Source organism: Anaerococcus faecalis (assembly GCF_013371425.1).
Taxonomy (GTDB): Bacteria; Bacillota; Clostridia; order Tissierellales; family Peptoniphilaceae; genus Anaerococcus; species Anaerococcus porci.
The window spans coordinates 336201-356476 of record NZ_JABVBA010000001.1 but is presented as its reverse complement, the minus strand read 5'-3'; the positions used below and the strand labels follow the sequence as shown (position 1 = coordinate 356476).

Here is a 20276-nt window from a genome sequence, read left to right as displayed (position 1 = left end):
TTAACTAGAACAATATTTTTAAAGACAAAAACTAAAGAAAATAAATATTATTAATTTTAATAGGGTATAAATCTAATGATATCATTAAAGGAGAAAATCATGAAAGATAAAAATTGTGCTTATTGTATGAATAATGAATTAGTAGATGCATTTGGAATTAAGATTGGTGATTTAGAAAATAGTCAGCTATATCTTTTTAAAGAACAAAGTCATCTAGGAAGAGTTATTGTAGCTTATAAGAAACACGTAAGTGAAATAGTAGATATTAGCGATGATGAAAGAGATGCTTACTTTTCTGATATAGCAAAAGTTGCTAAGGCAATCCACAAAATTTTTAAGCCAAAGAAAATTAACTATGGTGCTTATGGCGATACAGGTTGTCATCTTCATTTCCATTTAGTTCCAAAATATGAGGATGATGAATTTGAATGGGGAGGAGTCTTTGCCATGAATCCAGAAAGGATATATCTTGATGAAGATGAGTATAAAAAGATTATTGACTCAATAAAAAAGGAATTGGATTTGTAATCTATAGTATAGTAAATTCTAAAAGCTAGAATAAAGAAGCTGTTGCAAAATGAATTTATCGTTTTAAGTATCCACATTTCTCTATTAAAATTTTATCTTGACAAGTATTCTATGAAAAGAATTCCTAAGAGAGTGAAGGATGATAGAAGAATAAAATTCATAAAAATTCATAGATTTGTGACAGTTCTTTTTTTAATACAATATAATATTAGTCGATGATAAGAATTTTTACAAATCCTTTGTATATTAGGTGTTTTATTCTAATGTCTACAAAGGTATGGAATTAGCTAAAAAGAAATGTAGTCTTGAAATAACATATAAAAAGGAGTATTTATATATTTATACTATAATTAAGCAAGTTTAACCATATATAGAACTTTTTTAAAAGAGGTAGATTTGCTATAAAAATAAAGAATAATTAGGAGAAAGTATTATGCTCAAAAAAAATAGTATTGTATTAGTTATTTATATGCTTTTTATGGCAATGGGACTTTATATTAGTTATAAAGTTTTAGGAGTTGATTATAATTCATCAAATTTCAGTAAGACATTTTTACCATTTACATTTTTATTAGCCTTGTTTGCACTATCCTATGGACTAAAGCATAGAAAAGAGCTTGCTTTAGACAATGAAGGAAAAAAGAATTATCTACCATTTGCTATTGCTTTTATTACAATTGTAGCTTTTGGAATTTTTTTTCTGATAAATAATTTTGCTTTGAATATAGCTTTTTTTATTCTGTTAGTTGATACAGCCTTGACAGCTATTGCAGAGGAGACGATTTATAGGGGTATTGTATTGGGCGGATTAGTAAAAAAAATATCAACAATTTCAGCCTTGTTATGCAGTGCAGTTTTATTTTCCCTCTTGCATTTATTAAATCTTTTAGCTGGTTTGTCAATTAATGAGGTTATAAACCAGATGGGTTCAACTTTTATAATGGGAATGTTTTTAGGGGCCCTATATTTAGAAAGTAAAAATATTTTTCTACCAATATTATTTCATTGGATGTGGAATTTTATTATATTGTCTAATGGTCTATCTACAATAGATTTTATGCCAATAGTACTATTATTAGTAATTGGAGGAGAGATTTTTGCTATCATATATTTTTTATTAAAGCAATTAAGAAGAAAAATATGAGACTATAAGTTTTAAAATAGTCAAGTCCATAATATTGTGTAAATTATCCTAGTTCAATATTTACTATTTCATTCTAATATACAATTTAGAAGATGTTATCCAATCCTCATTGATATCAATGAGGATTGCTCCTATTAGTCTAATAGCCGATTCTTGATTTGGAAATATTCTAATCACTTTTTCACATCTTCTAACTTCTTCGTTTAGTCTTTCTAAGCAATTGGTTGATTTAAGTCTACTATTAATTACTCCATTAGATAAATAGGAAAAAGCATCTTCAAATCTTTCATCTAAGGTGTCTAAAGAATTTTGAATTTTCTTTTCGTTCTCATATTTTGAGAATATTTCTTCTTTCATTTTTCTTGCTAAGTTTATATCTTGGATTTTAAATAGTGCTTTGATATCAGTTCTAAATTCTTCTGTGTTTTTCTTTGGTGCTTTTGATAGGATATTTCTTAAGAAATGTACCTGGCATCTTTGCCATATTACATTTACGAATGTTTCTTTTATTGCTTTTACTAGAGCTTTGTGAGCATCTGATATTACCATTTTAAGTCCAGATAGTCCTCTAGCTTTTAAATATTCAAAGAAGTTTGACCATGAATTTTCACTTTCACTAGAACTTAGGTCTAAGCCTATGATTTCTCTATTTCCTTTTTCAGTTGTTCCTATTGCAATATGACAAGCTTTTGATACTACACGATTGTTTTCCCTTACTTTTATGTAGACCACATCTACAATTAGATACGGAATTTTTAGTTTGCTTAAATCACTATTTCTCCATAGCTTTACTTCTTCGTCAAGCTCTTTATTTAAAGATGATACAAAGGATTTAGAATATGCTTTGCCACATATATTTTCTATCACCTTGGATACTTTTCTTCTTGATACTCCTTGAACATACATTTCTAGCATGGTTGCAATAGGTACTCTTAAAGTTAATATTCCTATTTTGGTTGTATAGTCACGTTCATAGTATCCATTACGGTAGGTGATTCTGTTAGGATCTCTTTGATAGGCTGTATTTTCTAAATATTCATCTATTTCTTTTTCCATAAGCTCGTTAAATATTTTACTTAGAATAGTTCTTGCCATATCATTTTTAACTTCTTAGTTAATTAAGTTTTGAATATCTTCTATGTTTAATGTAAAATGTAATTGGGTCATTTGTTCCTCCTAGTTTAGTTTTGGTTTGTTAAAAACATTGTACTAGTTTGGGTTTTAAATGACCTTTTTCTTTTTACACAATTATACGGACTCTATCTTCTAATTTGATTGTTTCATTTGTTATTTTTTAATAGTAAATTGTGAAAATATTTTATTATTGAATTGAAAAAATTAATAGACGAATATTTGTCTAAATAATGGGTATAAAATAAATATAAGAATTTAGAACGAATTCTTATAAGTTATTTATAAATTATAAAAGGAGGATTTTATGAAACTTTACTACGCACCGGGTACATGTGCTGTATCCGTTTGGATTTCTCTTCAATGGGCGGGAGCAGATTTTGAGGTAGAAAGAGTTGAGTTAGGTTCTGATGAATATAAGAAGATCAATCCATCAGGAGCAGTTCCAGCTCTTGATACAAAAGATGGAAACATAAAAACTCAAGCAGGTGCAATATTATCATATATTGCAAGTAAGTATAAAGAAAAAGATTTAGGGCCAGATGAAGGACTTGAAAATGAATTTTTGTTCAATCAGATTTCAGCATTTTTATCTGCAGATTATCATCCAGCTTTTTGGCCAATGTTTGGTCCAGAAGATTATACATCAAGCAGAGATGAGAAAGATTTAGAGAAGGTTATTGAAGCTGCATATAAAAAGATTAATAGTGTTGCGATGATTTTGGATAACATGCTTGAAGGAAAGACTCATATCTATAAGAATAAAAAGACAGTTCTTGATGCATATGCTTATATTTTAAGTCGTTGGCTTTCAAAGACTCCAAAGTCTTGGACAGAATATCCAAATTTAAAGAAGTTTATGGAAACTATGGAAAATGATGAGGAAGTTCAAAAGATTATAGAGCTTTCTACAAAAAAATTCAATAGATTTTAAGAGACCTTTAGAGTAGATTTAGCATGATTTTTGTAAAAATTAAACTTAAATTTATGCTATTTTTTTAAAAAGAAATTATATCTAATTAGATATAATTTAAGGAGAATATTATGAATTCAAAAAAGATTAGAGATCAAAAATTCGATCATTTATTAACACCAGAAAACGCAGCATTTATAGCAATTGATTATCAACCTATTCAAGTTAGCTCCATAAAAAGTATGGATCAAAAAGAACTTGTAAATAATATAACAAAGACAGCAAAACTTGCAAAAATTTTTAAGCTTCCAACAGTTTTAAGCACAGTTAATGTAAAAAGTGGTGAAAATGAACCACAAATAAAAGAAATCGAAGAAATTTTTCCAAATATTGAACCAGTTGATAGAACTACAATAAATTCTTGGGAAGATGAGGAATTTTATGAGGCTGTAAAGAAAATTGGAAGAAAGAAGCTTATTATAACAGCACTTTGGACTGAGGCATGTCTTAGTTTTCCAGCACTTGATGCTCTAAAGGAAGGATATGAGGTTTATGTTGTAGTAGATGCTGTTGGAGGTACAAGTAAATTAGCACACAAAGTTGCTCTTAGACGTATGGAACAAGCTGGAGCAAAACTTATTAGTTTTACACAACTTGCTTGTGAACTTCAAAGAGATTGGAACAGGGAAGAAACAAAAGAAGAATTTGCAAAAATTTTGTTTAGTTAATAGAGGCTAATTTAATAAGGATTACCTTGTAAGAATGGGTATTTATTTTAAATTATTTCGTTTTTCAATATAAGAGTTAGATCGTTGAGGGAATATATGAATATTTCATTAAAATTAATAATAGCACTTCATAGGAGCATCGATAAAATCGATAAAAGAACAATGAAACTTGCTCAAGAAGAAGGTTTAACCTTTGGTCAGTTTGAAGTTTTAGAAGTTCTTTATAGCAAGGGAGATATGAGTATCGGGAATGTAATGAAGAAGATTTTGAGTAGTGTAGGAACTATTTCTGTTATTGTAAACAACTTGGTAAAACTTGGTTATATCGAAAAACTTTCTTGCAAAAATGATAAAAGAGTTTGTATTTTACACCTAAAGGATAAGGGAAGAGATATTATTGAAAGGGTTATTGTTAAAAATACAGAAATGCTAGAAGAATCTTTCTCGATGTTAACAGAAGAAGAAAAAGAAAATTTGTTAATAATTTTAAAGAAAATTGGAGGTATTTATGGATAGAGAAGTAATTAAAAAAGTACAAGGTTTTAGAACGAAAGATGGTGCTGGAGTAAGCTTGGTAAGAGTTTTAGGTAATCAAACTGTGGAGGATTTCGATCCGATTTTGATGCTTGACTCATTTGATAGTATAAATCCAGATGAATATACTGCAGGTTTTCCAATGCATCCACATAGAGGAATTGAAACAGTTAGCTATCTTTCTAAGGGAAAGATGGTTCATAAAGATACTCTTGGAAATGAAGATGGAATTAGCGATGGAGAGGTTCAATGGATGAACTCTGGATCTGGAATTGAACATGAGGAAATGGTTCCAGCAGCTGATAGACTTCTTGGTGTTCAACTTTGGTTAAATCTTCCACAAAAGGAAAAGATGAGTAAACCAACTTACACTAAAATTCATAAGGATGAGATAGAAGAAATTGATATTGAGGGCGGTAAGATTCGTTTGATTTCTGGAAGCTACAAGGATCATAATGGTTTTAAAGGAGAACACTTGCCACTTGATTATTATGATATTCATTTGGAGCCAAATAGAGAATTTACAATTGAAACAGATAACGATAAATCCGTCATGATTTTTACACTAGTAGGAGATGTTTATGTTGGAGATGAGCATATTGAAGAAAAAACAGCTGCAAAGCTATCAGAAGGTGATAAACTAACAATTAAAAATGGAGACAATAATGCACAAGTATTATTTATCAGTTCCAACAAGCTTAATGAAGATGTTGCATGGGCAGGACCTATTGTAATGAATACTTCGAAAGAAATCCGACAAGCTTATGAAGATCTTAGAAATGGAACATTTATAAAGGAAAAAATTGAATTTAATGCTGATTAAATTAGAAAAGCGAATTTTTAAAATCACTTTTAAAAATTAAAGATGATTTTATTTTGTTAGAAAAAAGGAGAAATAATGAGAGTAGAATTTAAAAAAGACAGAAATAGAGTGGTACTTTACGATGAGAAAAATAAACTTGTTGGAGAGTCTACGTTTTCACTTTCCGATATGAAATGGATTATAGATCACACATATGTGGATGAAAGTTTAAGAGGTAAGGGATATGCTTCAAAACTTGTGGAAAAGATAATTGAAAGAGCGAGAGAAAAAAATATAAAGATTATTCCCTTATGCCCATATGCAAAAAGAGAGTTTGAAAAACATTCTGAATATGATGATGTGCTTTTTAAATAGGAGGTTGGATGATGAAGGTAAAAAACTATATAGAATTACAAAAGGCTTTAAATTCAAATGACGATTTAATTGAAATTTATAATTCATTTACAATTCCAAATTCAATCACATTGAAAAAAGGAAAGAAACTTATTGGTAAAAATAAAAATGTGCTTATAAGTTTTATGAATGGTGGAGGAATTGGACTTGAAGGCGATAATGAGATTAAGAATCTTGCAATTCAAACATCACATAAAGAAAGGGCTATCTTTATAAATTCAGAACTAGAAGATTTAAAAGATATATACCTAAAAGATCTTACAGTTACAGGTGTAGTTCAAATTCTTACAAGAGGAAATAATAAATTTTTAAATTTAGACATTGAAAATCTTGATATTGTTTCTGCAGATGCAAGGGGATTTACGGAAAGGCCTATGAAATACGGCGTAATTGTATATCAAGGAGCGTTTACAATTTATAACTTTAATCCATCTAAGGATAGCGAAATAATAGCAAATATTAAGGGATTAAAAATAGGAAGAGAACTTGCGCCTGTCCTTGGAAGTGGAGTATTTGTATCAGGATTTAATGACGAAGGAGGAAAAGTTACAGTAAATGAACTTGAAACAAAAGACATCTACTCTAACGGAATGATTCCAACAGGTCAACCTAATTTAATTACAGGTGCTATATTTATTGTATATGGTGCTCATGCAAAGAAAATTGTTTCAAATGGAGTTGTTAAAACATATGGAAACAACGATATGGTTCTTGATGTTTGGGGAGTTGTCGATGATTGGACAACAAATGAAAAAGTAATTAGCTATGGCTCAAGTGGTATCGGATTTGTAAATTTTGGAACAGTTAAAAAATTCCTTGCAAACAGTTCAATTGAAACTTATGGTAAAGGTGCCAGAGGATTCAACCAATACGACGGTACTATAAATGATGCCACATTTTATTCAATAAAAACTCTTGGTGATGGATCTATTGGTATGCAATTTTCAAAACCAGTAGGGAAGATCACTATCACTAAATCAGTTGAAACCTTTGGTGGAGAAGGGGAAACACTTGTAAAAGGTGTTATAAAAACTTTAAAAGCAGACGGCATAAGTGTGCTTGAAGGCGCAGTAATAGAAAATTTAGTTGTTGGAGAAAACATTGAAACAAATGGCGATGGGGTTATAAGTTTTAATATTGATGGCGGCGAAGTTAAAGAATTTGAAATAAAGGGAGAAATTATTGCAAAGGGGAGAGGTTCAAAAGAAAGAAATGTGTAAGTCAATAATTGGTCTATGAGAGTCCATAAATAATTTTGTGTCAATCATTATTCTTTATTATGATTTGGGTTTATGCATAAAATTTTAAAAGTCGCATATGTATTTAGATATGGAATGACTTTATAATATTTTAATCGGAATGTATCATATATATTATAGAATATGTTCCGTTTAATTTTGTCTTAATCAAACTATTTAATATGTCAGTTTATTTCATTTATTATCTCTTTATAGTTTTAGCTTTAGAATCCCAAGGTAATTTATCATTTTTAAATTACTAAAATAATCATATTTTATGAAATACTTTAAATTATATTGTATAACATTAATGGGATTGGATTTTTCTTTCTATATATGTGAATCAAATTTTGTATAATATAATAATATTAAGTGAAGTTTTAGATATAAAAATAGTAAAAATTTTAATCTTTTCTTAATTGATGGAGAAGTTACTGGAAGAATAAAATGTACTATGGGCAATTGGACTGGTTTAGCTTATAAAATTCCAAGATCTTATTTAGATAAGTGTAAAGACAGGTCAGATTTAAAGCAGAGTGGTATATATTTTCTCTATGGAAAAAAAGAAAATGATGAAGATGAGGTTTACATTGGTCAAGCAGGAATAAGGAAAAATGGAGAAGGAGTTTTATATAGGATAGGTTAACATTTAAAGGACAAATTCTATTTTTCTGAGGTTTTCATGCTCACAACTCAGAATAATTCTTTTGGACAAACAGAGATTTCACATTTAGAAAATAATTTCACTAATATGGCTATGGAAATAGATAGGTACAAAGTAATAAATGTAAATGATTCTAATCCAGGAAATGTGACTGAAGAAAAGGAATCTGAATTTTTTGATTTTTTAGAATATTCTAAGATAGTTCTTGGTGTATTAGGGTATAAACTTTTTGTTCCTATATTAGATAAAAGGATAAGCCTAGTATAGTAGAAAGCTTTAAAGAAGATGAAGTTTTATATTTATCAAGGACTAGCAGAAAATCTAATAAGATTATAGAAGCAAAGTGCAAGAGAACTAGTGAGGGATTTGTAGTTTTATCAGGAAGTTAAATTGAAGAAAAAGACTCTAAAGCAATACCAAAATCAATAGCAGACTTAAGAAGAAAATGTAAATTAAATGAAGAATAATAAATGGGACAATATCTAAAGATTATCTATTTAATAGTCCTTCATATGCATCAGCTTTCTTACTTGGGATGAATACTAATGGAAAAACAGACTGGAAAATTAAAGAAGGCATAACTTTGAAAGAGTTGGAAGAAAGTGAAATACAAGAATAGGTAATCTTAGATAAGTTTCTTTAAGCATAACTTATTTAAAGCTAATGTTTTTATAAATATAAAATAAAAAATCATAAATGGTAAAACTTGATTAAAAAATCTCGTATATAGATATTAGAAATAAATTATTGAGATAAAAATTAAACTCTAAGAGGTGTTATTTTAACTAGGTACTTAATATTTTAATAATTGAATATTTTTTAATTAAAAATAATAGATGAAAATTTTTATAAAAATTAGGATAGGTAATATAAAGAAATAGTATTATTCTATAGTTTCAAACTTTGTATTGTCTAGTAAAGATAGATGTTATTATATCATGCTAATTTATATACAACAAAATATTTTATTTTATAATAAATTGATTTTATATTATGGGAATGATTGATATTTATAATAGTGAATTATATTCAGAAGGCTAAATTATCTGAAATTTAAGAAGGGAAGATATTATGGAATTTATAGAATACAAAGATAGCAAAGATAAAGAAAAATTATTACAATTTTTAGAAAACGCAGAGTGGAAACCAGGTCCTTTAACTGCTAAGAAGATTAAAGATGGAAAGTATGAAGAAAAATTTGGCAAAGATGGTGGTCTTTTCTTTTATTTAGAAAATGACAAGCCTCTAGCTTTTGGTTCTCTAGTAAAAGAAGATTATATAAGAAAACCAGGACTTAAACCTTGGATTGCCATGATTTATATTGATCCTAAAGCTCGAGGAAAAAGATTATCAGAAAAAATGACTTTATTTTTGGAGGATAAGGCTAAAGAGTTAGGATATGATAAGGCTTATATCATGACACAACATAAGGACCTTTATGAAAAATATGGCTATAAACTTCAAGAAGTAATCTATGGAGATAAGCATGGTAAAGATTACTTTTATAAGAAATCTCTAAAATAAGATTATTAATAATTGGTGTATTTTGATATGAAATTAAGATTTATTTCTATATTAGAGAATGAATCATTATGATAATGTAAATAAATGTTAATATTTTTCATATAAAGTATTTTATATAAATTATTATAATAAAAAATATAGATTAACAAATAAGTTATACTAGGAGATTAAGATAATAAAGTATAAATTAGGGAATATAAGTTAAGTTATTGATGAGTTATCATATGCTTAGGTAAGATTAAATGTAATTTTCATTGAAATATATAATTAATCTTGTTCTAATCTGATATGTACCCTCTTTTCTGGACAAGCAATAAGGATGGTATTTTTTAAGATATAGTCATAAGTTTGAAAATAAATTTTAAAAATAATTTCAATTATGATATAATTTCTATAAAGAAATTATATTCGGGGGGAGTTAAGTTATGGATTTAAAGAAAGCGCTTATAGATTTACAATGTGAGATGGTTGCTGAGAGAAACCTTGTAAACCCAAAAGATATTACATGGTTACAATATGATATCTTGTATCAAGTGAATAAAGAAGGAGAATCTCTGCCTTCAGATTTAAGTATTATTCTTGGTGTTTCACGTACTAAGTTGTCAAAGGCTCTTAAAGGTCTAAAATCTATGGGGTATATAGAGCAGTTTCCCAACAAATCCGATGGAAGAGAGTTATACACAAGTTTAACTGATGAAGGCAAGTCTCTTTTAGAGAGTATATCAGAAAAGCATCATTCACTTTATAAAATAGCTTTAGAATTTTTTACAGAAGAAGAGCAGAAAGAGTTTGTTCGTTTATCCGAAATATTATCAAATAACTTGAGAAAGGAAAGGATAGATAAGGATGAATGATGATATAGTTGTAAAAAATGCTAGAACGAATAATTTAAAAAATATATCAGTAAAAATTCCAAAACATAAGATTATTGCGGTGACAGGAGTTTCTGGCTCCGGGAAATCATCCTTTGTCTTTGATACGATTGCAAGTGAATCTCAAAGGCTATTAAAGGAAACTTACTCTTCATACATCCAAAACCTGCTTCCTAAATATAAGAAATCATTAGTAGATTCTATTTCAAATCTCTTGGTTTCTTTGGTGATAAATCAAAAAAGAATTCATGGAAATTCCAGATCAACGGTTAGTACAATTACAGATATATATTCGGATCTAAGACTATTATATTCAAGAATAGCTAAACCATTTATTGGTTATTCTATGAAATATTCTTTTAATAATCCGGAAGGAATGTGTAAAAGGTGTCAAGGGTTAGGAGAAATTAAATTAATTGATATTGATAAATTAATTGATTTTGATAAATCTTTAAATGATAATGCAATCAATTTTCCAACATTTCAAAACGGAGGATGGAGACTTAGCCGATACACGGAATCCGGATATTTTGATAATGACAAAAAAATATCTGGTTATAGTAAGGATGAGTTCGATTTACTCTTGTACTCACCTAAAATCAAACCAATCAATCCAAGCTCAAAGTGGCATAAGACGGCCAAATATTTTGGCGTAATTCCACGAATTATGGAAAGTTTTGTTAATGTAGAGAACCCTCAATACAAAAAGGACTTAGATAAAATCTTAATAACAGAAACTTGCCCATCTTGTCATGGAACAAGGCTTAATGAAGAAGTTTTAAGTGCAAAAATAAAAAACAAGTCGATAGCAGATTTGACAGATATGGAGGTAAATGATTTATATGATTTTATAGATGCGATTAAAGATGAGTCTGTTCAAGCCATTACTCATGAAATAAAAATGAAATTAAAAAGTCTTTTTCTTGTCGGATTGGACTATTTGAAACTGAATCAAGGAACCAACACTTTGTCAGGGGGAGAATCCCAAAGAATTAAGATGGTTAAATATTTAAACAGCTCTTTGTCAGACATTCTTTATATCTTTGATGAGCCTAGTGTAGGATTACACCCACAGGATATTAGAGGAATAACAAATATTTTTAAAGGACTTAAAAATAAGGGGAACTCTGTACTATTTGTAGATCATGATCCGGACATGATGAAAGAATGCGATCAGATTATAAATTTTGGAGAAGGTGCAGGTACTTGTGGTGGCAATATAACTTTCCAAGGAAGCTACCCGGAGTTATTAAAATCAAATACTATAACAGCCAAGGCTTTATTAAAAGAACATTATATAAATGAAAATAAAAAAGAATTTTCAAGTTATTACGAATTAAATAATGTTTCAAAGCATAATATAAAAAATCTGTCGATAAAAATTCCTAAGAATGCCATCACTCTCATAACAGGAGTAGCAGGATCGGGCAAAAGCACATTAGTAAGAGGAATTTTTAAAAGCAAATATCCAGAATCTACAATATTGGATCAAAGGTTACCGCAAGCAAGCTGTCGTTCGAGTATTGTAACCTACTTGGGAATATATGATGAGATCAGAAAAATCTTCAGTAAAGAAAACGGCGTAGATAAAACTTTCTTTTCCGTCACAGGAAAAGGAGCTTGCCCTGAATGCAAGGGGAAAGGAACTATAAAACTTGACTTAGCATATTTAGGAGATACGGAATACACTTGTGAAAAATGTCAGGGCAAAAGATTTAATGATAAGGCTCTCTCATATTTGTATAGAAACAAAAATATTAGTGAAATTTTTAATTTAACTGTTATAGAGGCAGGGAAAATTTTTTATGACAACCCTAAGATAAACCGAACCATAGAATCATTAATAAAAGCAAACTTATCATATATTAAACTCGGTCAGACATTAGATACCTACTCGGGAGGAGAACTTCAACGATTGAAAATAGCTCAAATGTTGCTAAATAAGACATCGGAAATTATAATCTTGGACGAACCTACCACAGGACTTCATGAATCAGACATAAATAATTTAATGAAACTTATCCATGAATTGGTAAAAGAAGGAAATACATTAATAATCATAGAACATAACTTATCTGTAATAAGTCTCGCTGATTGGATTATTGATCTTGGACCTAAGGGTGGAAAACTAGGAGGAAAGCTAATATTTCAAGGATATCCTCTTGATTTTATAAATTGTAATAAGTCTTATACAGCAAAGCATTTAAGGAGATTTGTTAATATTGATTGTAGTTAATATTCCAGTAATATCGAAATTACCTTAATAAAGGTTGGATAATATTAGTAAATAAAATTTATTAAAATTAAACAAAGATGTGAGAGTATATTATTGAAATCTTTGCATGTATAGGTAAGAAGATGAAATTTGATAAGACATGATTTCACTTTAATAAAAAATTATTTATACCTTTTAAAGTTAATTAAGCATTATAAAGAATTGAGACAATATATCAGGTAAATTTTAAGTATTTTCATAAATATCTTCTTCTAATTGAATTAATTGAAACTTCAAGTATATATTATAATATAAGGTAATTATTTATCTTTACTAAGGAGGTAATGAATAATGAAATTATTTAATAACTTAAGGAAGAAATGGGAAAATTATTTAAAAAAATTAGCAAAGGAGAACAAAAAGTCTTTTGGAAATGAAAGGCTAGATTGTTGTTCTATGAATAAAAAAGATAATAAATAGTATTATTATAAGGGGACTGTCGCAGAATGAATTAATCGTTCAAAATCATTACAAGATCTTTCATGACAAGTTGGCCTCCTCAAGTGGTAGGCTATTCTCAAATGTCTATGAGTAACTTGTAATGATGAAACGATTGAAATTCATAATTTTGTAACAGCTCCTTTTATTTATATATATTAATTTTAATAGTATATAATAAGTTTTGTTTGATTATTGAAAATTTTATAAAATTAAAATTTTTATCTTAGTTTTTGGATAACTTTATGTAATGAAAAATCATTGATATTTATAAAGATTAGGCAAATATATATTATCAGGATAGTGTTTAATTAATACCAAAAATATAGAGCTATAAAAAATCAATATAATAAAAGTATATTATGATAAATATATGAAGTATTAAGTTAGAATTAGCTACCAATATTTGCTATTATTCTCATCTAATATGGATAAAACAATATAAATTTAATAAGAAAATACTTGAAAAAGCTTTAAATAAGATTAAGAAATTTATAAACAAATAATATAAAGGGAGGATTTTTGAAAAATATAAGTAGAGAAATAATACAAAAGTTTAAAGTTAGTTTTGTGATACTAGGTTCAGATGAAAATGCCTATGGTATTGCTCGTATTCTCAATGATAATTATGGGTTGATATCAACTTTATTTTGTCAAGAGCCTTTAGAAGCGACGAATAATTCTAAGATTTTAGATAGAAAGATAATTAATGATTTTTCTAATGAAGATATATTTGTCAAATCTTTAATAGAATATGCAAAAAAGAATAAAGATAAGAGTCTTTTTCTTATAGCATGTGGAGATGAGTATTCTAAGTTATTATCAAATAATAAAAATGTCCTAATTAAATATTATAAATTTAATACCCCATCAACATATTTAAATGAAAAACTTGAAAATAAGTTGGATTTTTATAAAACTTGTGAAAAAATGGGAATACCATATCCAAATTATAAGATAATCAATGCTAGTAATAATTTAGATAAGCTTGATATGAAGTTTCCACTTATTTTAAAGCCTAATAATTCCATATCTTATGTCAAATTATCTTTTCCAAACAAATATAAGGTATATACTATAAATAATTTAAGTGATTTAAAAGAGACAGTAAAGATAATCTATGATAATGGTTATGACAACGACATGATAGTTCAAGAGTATATTCCAGGAGATAATTCACAACAGGCATCCTTAAATGCGTATTGCGACAAAAATGGAAAGGTCAGAGTGATGGTTTATGGTCAAATTTTAATATCAGATCCTTTGCCATTAAGAATTGGTAATAATGATGCTATATATACTAAAGAATCTAATGAATTATATAAATTTTATAAGAAAATATTAGAAGAACTTTCTTATACTGGATTTGTAAATATTGATCTTAAGTATGATAGTAGGGATAATTTATATAAAGCTTTCGAAATGAATTTAAGATTACCACAAAGTCATTACTTTATGGAAGCAGGTGGTGTAAATGTTCTTGATTTCTACATAAGAGATTTACTTGATTTAGGATTTGAGGAAGATGTTTACTATCACAAAGATACAAATAAAATTTGGTTAAATGCTCATCCTAGTTTACTTAAGAAATATACTGACAAGAAATATAGAAAAACAATAAATAAGCTACTAAAAAATGGTTATGAATTTACTTTAGATAATAAATATGATTTTTCAATTAAAAGAAAGCTTATTTATCTGAGAAAAAAATATGCTAGCATAAAACATTATAAAGAATATTTTAGGGTTGATAAGTAGTTTGTCATCCCTAATTTTTTGGGTAATAATATAAAAAATAGAAATCAAAAGGAGAAATATTATGAGTGGTGAATTAGTTGCTATACAAGATACTTATGGGGAACGATTTCAATATTGTTGGGGATGTGGTAGTAAAAATGAAAAAGGATTGCATATAAAATCTTATCCTAAAGATGAGGGAAATATTTGCTATACTAGGATAAAACCTGATGAAAAATATACAGGAGGAGTTCCACAAAATTTATTTGGTGGAATGATTGCTATGATTTTTGACTGTCATGGAACTGCCTCAGCAGCTTTTTTTAACCATAAGAACAAGGGATTAAGCTTAACTAAAGATACAGTAATAGAAAGATACATTACTGCAAGACTTGAAATAGATTATAAAAAACCAACACCAATGAATGAAGAAATAGAAGTTATATCAAGGCTTGAAGAATTAGGCGATAGAAAGGCAATAGTAAGTATGGAACTTAAAGCAAAGGATGAGATAAGAGCAAAAGCTAAGATTATTGCTGTAAAAGTTAAGGATAATATGTAAAATTTTCAACTTAAAACAATCAATATTGGGACTATATTTTTATGGGGTGTTTCAAAATTATGAATTTCTAACGTTGTATTATTATAAGTTCTTCATAGACAAGTTGAATAAGCTTCCAATTAAGGAGTTCAAATTGTCGTGAAGGAGCTTGTAATGAGTTTGGAACGATAATTCATTCTGCAACATCCCATTTTTAAATTAATTATTTATATTAAAAATTTTGATTATTTTATAACATATTTATGCACTTACAAATAATTATACATTTATCAATATGAATTTGATTTATGACTTTATATTAATTAATATTAATTCTAAACCTTAATATACCTATACAATAAGTATCTAATTTATATTATTACATAAAAATAAATAAATAAAGAAAAATAATTGACAAGCGAATTTTGGAGTGATATAATTTTGAATAAATATTTTATAATATTTAATTTTACATATTGGAGGATAAGTTATGGATGCTTTATATGCATTATTGTTTATACTTATAGTATATACAATAGGAGATATAGTGGCTGTTAAAACTATCAGTATAGTTCCGTCGCTATTTGTATGTTCGGTTATATTTTTGGTAGGATTTTGGATAGGAGTCCCTGAAACGTTATTTCAAGATTCCTTACTATATTCATTAGGTTCATTTTTAATTACATCACTTCTTGTACATATGGGCTCAATGTTAAATATAAATCAGCTAAAGGCACAGTGGAAGACTGTTCTAATATCAGTTGGAGCAATAATAGGTATAGTTGTTCTTTTGCTTATAATAGCTTCACCGATTGTTGGAAAAGAAACAGCTATTGTAGCAGCACCACCAATTTCTGGAGGTTTAATTGCAGGTTTACAAATGGGCGAAAAAGCTGAAGCAATAGGAAGGATGGACCTTAAGTTAATGGCTACCTTACTAGTAGTATTGCAAGGTTTCATTGGATATCCTTTAGCATCATTTTGTTTAAGAAAAGAAGCAAAGTCAATTTTAAAGAAAAAATCAGAGGGTGTAGTTTTTGTAGAAGAAGAAAAGGAAAAAGAAATATCAGAAAAACCTTCTATATTTAAATTAGATGATAAGTATAGATCTGCTAACTACTACTTAGCAAAAACAGTATTTGTAGCTTTTATAGCAACACTTCTCTCAAATTTATTAAAAAATATAAATACAGGTATTTTTATATTAGATGCTCTTTTAAGAATAGATAAGAATGTTATGGCACTTCTATTTGGAATTATAACAGCGGAGACTGGATTCTTAGAAAGAGAACCTTTAGATAAAGCTAATGCATCTGGGCTTGTTATGGCAGCTCTTATGGCTGTAATTTACGGAGGTCTTGCTGGAGCAAAACCTCAAGATATTATAAATATACTTATACCTATAGCAATATGTTTATTTATAGGAACAATAGGAATAGGTATAATGTCAGTAGTTATAGCAAAAGTTTTAAAAGTTGGACCTTGGATGGCATTTGCTATAGGTTCTACAGCTTTATTTGGATTTCCTGGAACGTTTATTGTTTCAAACGAAGTTGCGGAAGCTATGTCAAATACAAAAGAAGAAAAAGAGTTTATACTTAATCAAGTGTTACCAAAGATGTTAGTAGCTGGTTTTATAACTGTATCTATAGGTTCAGTAATACTTGCAGGCATATTAGGACCAATGCTTACATCAGCATAATAAGGAGAATAAAATGGATATAAGAAAATTAATAAATAAAAACAAAGATTATATAGTAGAGATGAGAAGGTATTTTCATAAAAATCCAGAGTTGTCATTTGAAGAGCATGAGACTACAAAAAAAATAGCTAATGAACTTGAAAAAATGGGGATTTCTTATGAAATACCTAATGAAGAACCGAAAACTGGGGTTATTGGATTAATAGAAGGTGGTAAACCTGGTAAGACAGTAGCTTTAAGGGCAGATATAGACGCATTAAATGTTTGTGAAAAAAATGAAATAGATTATAAGTCTCAAAATGAAGGTAAAATGCATGCTTGTGGTCATGATACACATATTTCTATGCTTTTAGGTGCTGCAAAAATATTAAGTGAAATAAAAGATGAAATTTGTGGTAGAGTATATTTGATATTTCAACCAGCAGAAGAACTTGGACTTGGTGCAAAATACATGATAAGGCAAGGAACATGGTTTGACGAAATTGATTCTATTTATGGATCACATATATGGGTTGGACTTGATGCTGGGAAGATTTCAGTAGAAGCTGGAGATAGGATGGCAGCTGCTGATAAATTCAAAATCAAAATCAAAGGTAAGTCAGGTCATGGCTCATTACCTAATGAAACAGTAGATGCTGTATTAGTTGGTTCAGCTGTAGTACAAAACCTTCAACAACTTGTATCAAGGAATTATTCACCTCTTGATTCTGTAACGGTAACAATAGGCTCATTTCATAGCGGTAATAGATTCAATATTATTGCAGGCGAAGCAGAAATGGAAGGGACAAATAGGTATTTTTCTAAAGAAATTGGGAAAAATATTGAAAATGATATGAACAGGGTAATAAAAGGAATTTGTGATGCTTATGGTGCAGATTATGAGCTTAAATATGATTATATCCTAGGTCCTACAATAAATGATGAAATATCTTCAAGGATTGCTGAAAGGGCGTTAAAGAAAGTGGTAGGAGAAGAGGCAAATCAAAAAATGCAAAAGACAACAGGTGGAGAAGATTTTTGTTTTTACCTCCAAGATAAACCAGGTTGTTTTGGATTTATAGGATGTAGAAATCCTGAAATAGGAGCAGATTATCCACACCATAATGAGAGATTTAATGTAGATGAAAATGTTCTAGCTAATGGAGCAGGAATGTATGCTCAATATGCTATCGAATTTTTAAATGAGAATAATTAATTTATAAAACTCAATTAAGCTAGTCTTAGTTGAGTTTTAAATTGATATATTGATTTATCTAGATAATATAATAAAATAAATAAAAATATATTTGACAAAGATAAAATAATAAGCTAAAATTAAAAACATCATATTAATTTATTACTTTATTAAGATAAAAGGAGAAATAAATGGAAAATATTAAAACGAATGAAAAAAGATTACCAAATTTTTTTGAAGCACTATTACCTATCATAACAATGGTAGGACTTATGATTTATGTCTTTGTTTTTGCTAAAGAGAATGTAGATGGAGATTTAAAGCAAATTTATGATGGTGCTCATATGCCTCTAATATGTGGAATTATAGTTGCTTGTTTTGTGGGCATATTTTGTGGTAATTCATTTAAAGATATGCTTTCAGGAATGATTGCAAGAATTAACACTACTCTTGATGCTATATTGATTTTACTTACAGTAGGTTTATTGATTTCATCATTTATGATATCAGGAACTATACCAGCCCTTATTTATTATGGACTTGAGCTTTTAAATCCTGTATTGTTTTTACCTATAGGTTGTATTATTACAGCTATTGTAAGTTTATGTTGTGGATCTTCATGGACAGCTACAGCAACTATTGGTATAGCCTTTATGACTATAGGAAGGGGACTTGGAATAAATCCTGCTATAACAGCTGGAATGGTTATATCAGGTGCTTATATCGGAGATAAATTCTCTCCTTTATCAGATACTACAAATCTTGCTGCTGGAGTAAGTAAGACAGGCTTGTTTGATCATGTTAGTGCAATGGTGTCAACAACAGGTCCTGTATTCGTTATATCCCTTATTCTTTATACTTTCTTAGGATTTAACGCTAATTTAGAAAATTATGATCCTAGCATAGCTGATGGTATAAAGATATCACTTCAAAATAATTTTAATTTAAATCCTTTAGTTTTATTACCGATTCTTATAATTATTTTAGTATGTGTGTTAAGAATAGAAGGACTTGCAGGGGTTATGATTACAGTTTTTGTGGGACTTGTATTTGCTCAGATTTTTCAACAACAAAGATCTTTAGCAGAAATATTTGCTATACTCCACTATGGTCCTGATATTGCTACAGGTAATGAATATGTTGATGCAGCTCTTTCAAAAGGTGGAATGGATAATCAAATGTGGACTATAAACTTAATTTTACTAGCAGTATCATTTGGTGGAGCTTTAGAAAAGGCAGGAATAATTGAAAAATTATTTGCTCACTTAAAAGAGAAGATAAATTCTGTAGCAGGTCTTGTATTTACTACTATGGCAACATCAATATTTTGTGATGCTACAATGTGTGATCAATTTTTAGGAATAGGAATACCTGCACCACTTTATGAAGACAAATATGACGAGCTAGGACTAGGAAGGAATATGATGTCTAGAACTCTTGAAGATGCTGGTACCTTATGGGCTGTAATGTTTCCTTGGACTGCATGTGGAGCTTATCAAATGAAAACACTAGGAATTAATCCAATATACTTTTTCCCATTTGCCTTTGTAAATCTTCTATCACCAATATATGCATTATTAACAGCTTATTTTAAAAGAAATATATTTTGGGCTGATGGATCTTATACTAATATATTTGGAAAGACTAAGATGAAAAAGAAGGCACAAGCTCCAAAAGAAGTAGAAGAATATGCAATAAGTCAATTAAATAAACAAAGAAGTGAAGGCAAGGTGCCACAAATATCTTAAAAAAGATATAAAAAGAATACTAGATTATAAACGAACTGACCATAGAAGTTGGACTTAAAAATCAAACTAATAAGGTCAGTTTTTTAATATTTAAAAAGAGTAGTAAATTTAAAAAAGAGAGTATATCCTAGGATTATTTTTACTATAAGCAAAACGGACAATAGTAGCA

Annotated in this window: 20 protein-coding genes and 1 pseudogene; 20 read left to right on the top strand and 1 reads right to left on the bottom strand. The window is 28.5% G+C overall.

The genetic code is table 11. The features are described 5' to 3' along the window. Window positions 1-99: 99 nt before the first annotated feature. Together HV819_RS01800 and HV819_RS01795 are read left to right on the top strand one after the other, a co-directional pair. Window positions 100-528, top strand: a complete 429-nt coding sequence (locus HV819_RS01800) for an HIT family protein (RefSeq protein ID WP_154541341.1) — start codon at window positions 100-102, stop codon at window positions 526-528. Between the two features lie 433 nt (window positions 529-961). Then, window positions 962-1672: a CPBP family intramembrane glutamic endopeptidase gene (locus HV819_RS01795; RefSeq protein ID WP_154541343.1), complete on the top strand. Its 711-nt coding sequence runs from the start codon at window positions 962-964 to the stop codon at window positions 1670-1672. Between the two features lie 63 nt (window positions 1673-1735). Here HV819_RS01795 and HV819_RS01790 read toward each other — a convergent pair. Further along, a pseudogene (locus HV819_RS01790) lies at window positions 1736-2839 on the bottom strand (IS256 family transposase). A 271-nt stretch (window positions 2840-3110) separates the two neighbouring features. Between HV819_RS01790 and HV819_RS01785 the strand changes: the two are divergent. The 18 genes from HV819_RS01785 (at window position 3111) to nhaC (ending at window position 20107) form a co-directional block, all read left to right on the top strand. Then, window positions 3111-3737, top strand: coding sequence for a glutathione S-transferase family protein (locus tag HV819_RS01785; protein ID WP_154541345.1), 627 nt, complete (start codon window positions 3111-3113; stop codon window positions 3735-3737). Between the two features lie 110 nt (window positions 3738-3847). Next, window positions 3848-4444, top strand: coding sequence for a hydrolase (locus tag HV819_RS01780; RefSeq protein WP_154541347.1), 597 nt, complete (start codon window positions 3848-3850; stop codon window positions 4442-4444). 96 nt (window positions 4445-4540) lie between these two features. After that, window positions 4541-4960: a MarR family winged helix-turn-helix transcriptional regulator gene (locus HV819_RS01775; protein WP_176269378.1), complete on the top strand. Its 420-nt coding sequence runs from the start codon at window positions 4541-4543 to the stop codon at window positions 4958-4960. Then, complete coding sequence (locus HV819_RS01770) at window positions 4953-5801, top strand: pirin family protein (RefSeq protein ID WP_154541351.1); 849 nt, start codon at window positions 4953-4955, stop codon at window positions 5799-5801. Before HV819_RS01775 ends, HV819_RS01770 begins: the two co-directional genes overlap by 8 nt. A gap of 75 nt (window positions 5802-5876) precedes the next feature. Next, the gene (locus tag HV819_RS01765) at window positions 5877-6155 is read left to right on the top strand and encodes a GNAT family N-acetyltransferase (RefSeq protein ID WP_154541353.1); all 279 of its coding nucleotides are present in this window, start codon (window positions 5877-5879) and stop codon (window positions 6153-6155) included. Window positions 6156-6163: 8 nt separating this feature from the next. Continuing rightward, the gene (locus HV819_RS01760) at window positions 6164-7414 is read left to right on the top strand and encodes a hypothetical protein (protein WP_154541355.1); all 1251 of its coding nucleotides are present in this window, start codon (window positions 6164-6166) and stop codon (window positions 7412-7414) included. 472 nt (window positions 7415-7886) lie between these two features. Next, window positions 7887-8078, top strand: a complete 192-nt coding sequence (locus HV819_RS11525; protein ID WP_229771233.1) for a GIY-YIG nuclease family protein — start codon at window positions 7887-7889, stop codon at window positions 8076-8078. A 36-nt stretch (window positions 8079-8114) separates the two neighbouring features. Next, window positions 8115-8363 (top strand): GIY-YIG nuclease family protein, encoded by a 249-nt coding sequence (locus HV819_RS11520; protein ID WP_235942752.1) that lies wholly within the window; start codon window positions 8115-8117, stop codon window positions 8361-8363. A gap of 196 nt (window positions 8364-8559) precedes the next feature. After that, window positions 8560-8715 carry a DUF4357 domain-containing protein gene (locus tag HV819_RS11770; protein ID WP_328700323.1) on the top strand — a complete coding sequence of 52 codons (156 nt, stop codon included), beginning with the start codon at window positions 8560-8562 and terminating at the stop codon, window positions 8713-8715. Between the two features lie 452 nt (window positions 8716-9167). After that, window positions 9168-9620 carry a GNAT family N-acetyltransferase gene (locus tag HV819_RS01750; RefSeq protein WP_176269377.1) on the top strand — a complete coding sequence of 151 codons (453 nt, stop codon included), beginning with the start codon at window positions 9168-9170 and terminating at the stop codon, window positions 9618-9620. Window positions 9621-10045: 425 nt separating this feature from the next. Further along, on the top strand, window positions 10046-10474 hold the full coding sequence (locus HV819_RS01745; RefSeq protein ID WP_154541359.1) for a MarR family winged helix-turn-helix transcriptional regulator: 429 nt from the start codon (window positions 10046-10048) through the stop codon (window positions 10472-10474). Next, a complete protein-coding gene (locus HV819_RS11765) occupies window positions 10467-12728 on the top strand; it encodes an ATP-binding cassette domain-containing protein (protein WP_176269376.1) in 2262 nt (753 codons plus the stop codon). The genes HV819_RS01745 and HV819_RS11765 overlap by 8 nt, the downstream gene beginning before the upstream one ends. 330 nt (window positions 12729-13058) lie before the next feature. After that, window positions 13059-13187, top strand: a complete 129-nt coding sequence (locus HV819_RS11680; protein ID WP_268234523.1) for an LDCC motif putative metal-binding protein — start codon at window positions 13059-13061, stop codon at window positions 13185-13187. A gap of 540 nt (window positions 13188-13727) precedes the next feature. After that, window positions 13728-14963: a carboxylate--amine ligase gene (locus HV819_RS01735; RefSeq protein ID WP_154541363.1), complete on the top strand. Its 1236-nt coding sequence runs from the start codon at window positions 13728-13730 to the stop codon at window positions 14961-14963. Window positions 14964-15024: 61 nt separating this feature from the next. After that, window positions 15025-15504 (top strand): hotdog domain-containing protein, encoded by a 480-nt coding sequence (locus tag HV819_RS01730; protein ID WP_154541365.1) that lies wholly within the window; start codon window positions 15025-15027, stop codon window positions 15502-15504. A gap of 469 nt (window positions 15505-15973) precedes the next feature. Then, window positions 15974-17185 (top strand): hypothetical protein, encoded by a 1212-nt coding sequence (locus HV819_RS01725; protein ID WP_176269375.1) that lies wholly within the window; start codon window positions 15974-15976, stop codon window positions 17183-17185. Window positions 17186-17198: 13 nt separating this feature from the next. Further along, the gene (locus HV819_RS01720; protein ID WP_154541368.1) at window positions 17199-18380 is read left to right on the top strand and encodes a M20 metallopeptidase family protein; all 1182 of its coding nucleotides are present in this window, start codon (window positions 17199-17201) and stop codon (window positions 18378-18380) included. Window positions 18381-18550: 170 nt separating this feature from the next. Continuing rightward, the gene (gene nhaC, locus HV819_RS01715) at window positions 18551-20107 is read left to right on the top strand and encodes a Na+/H+ antiporter NhaC (protein WP_154541370.1); all 1557 of its coding nucleotides are present in this window, start codon (window positions 18551-18553) and stop codon (window positions 20105-20107) included. Window positions 20108-20276 lie beyond the last annotated feature (169 nt).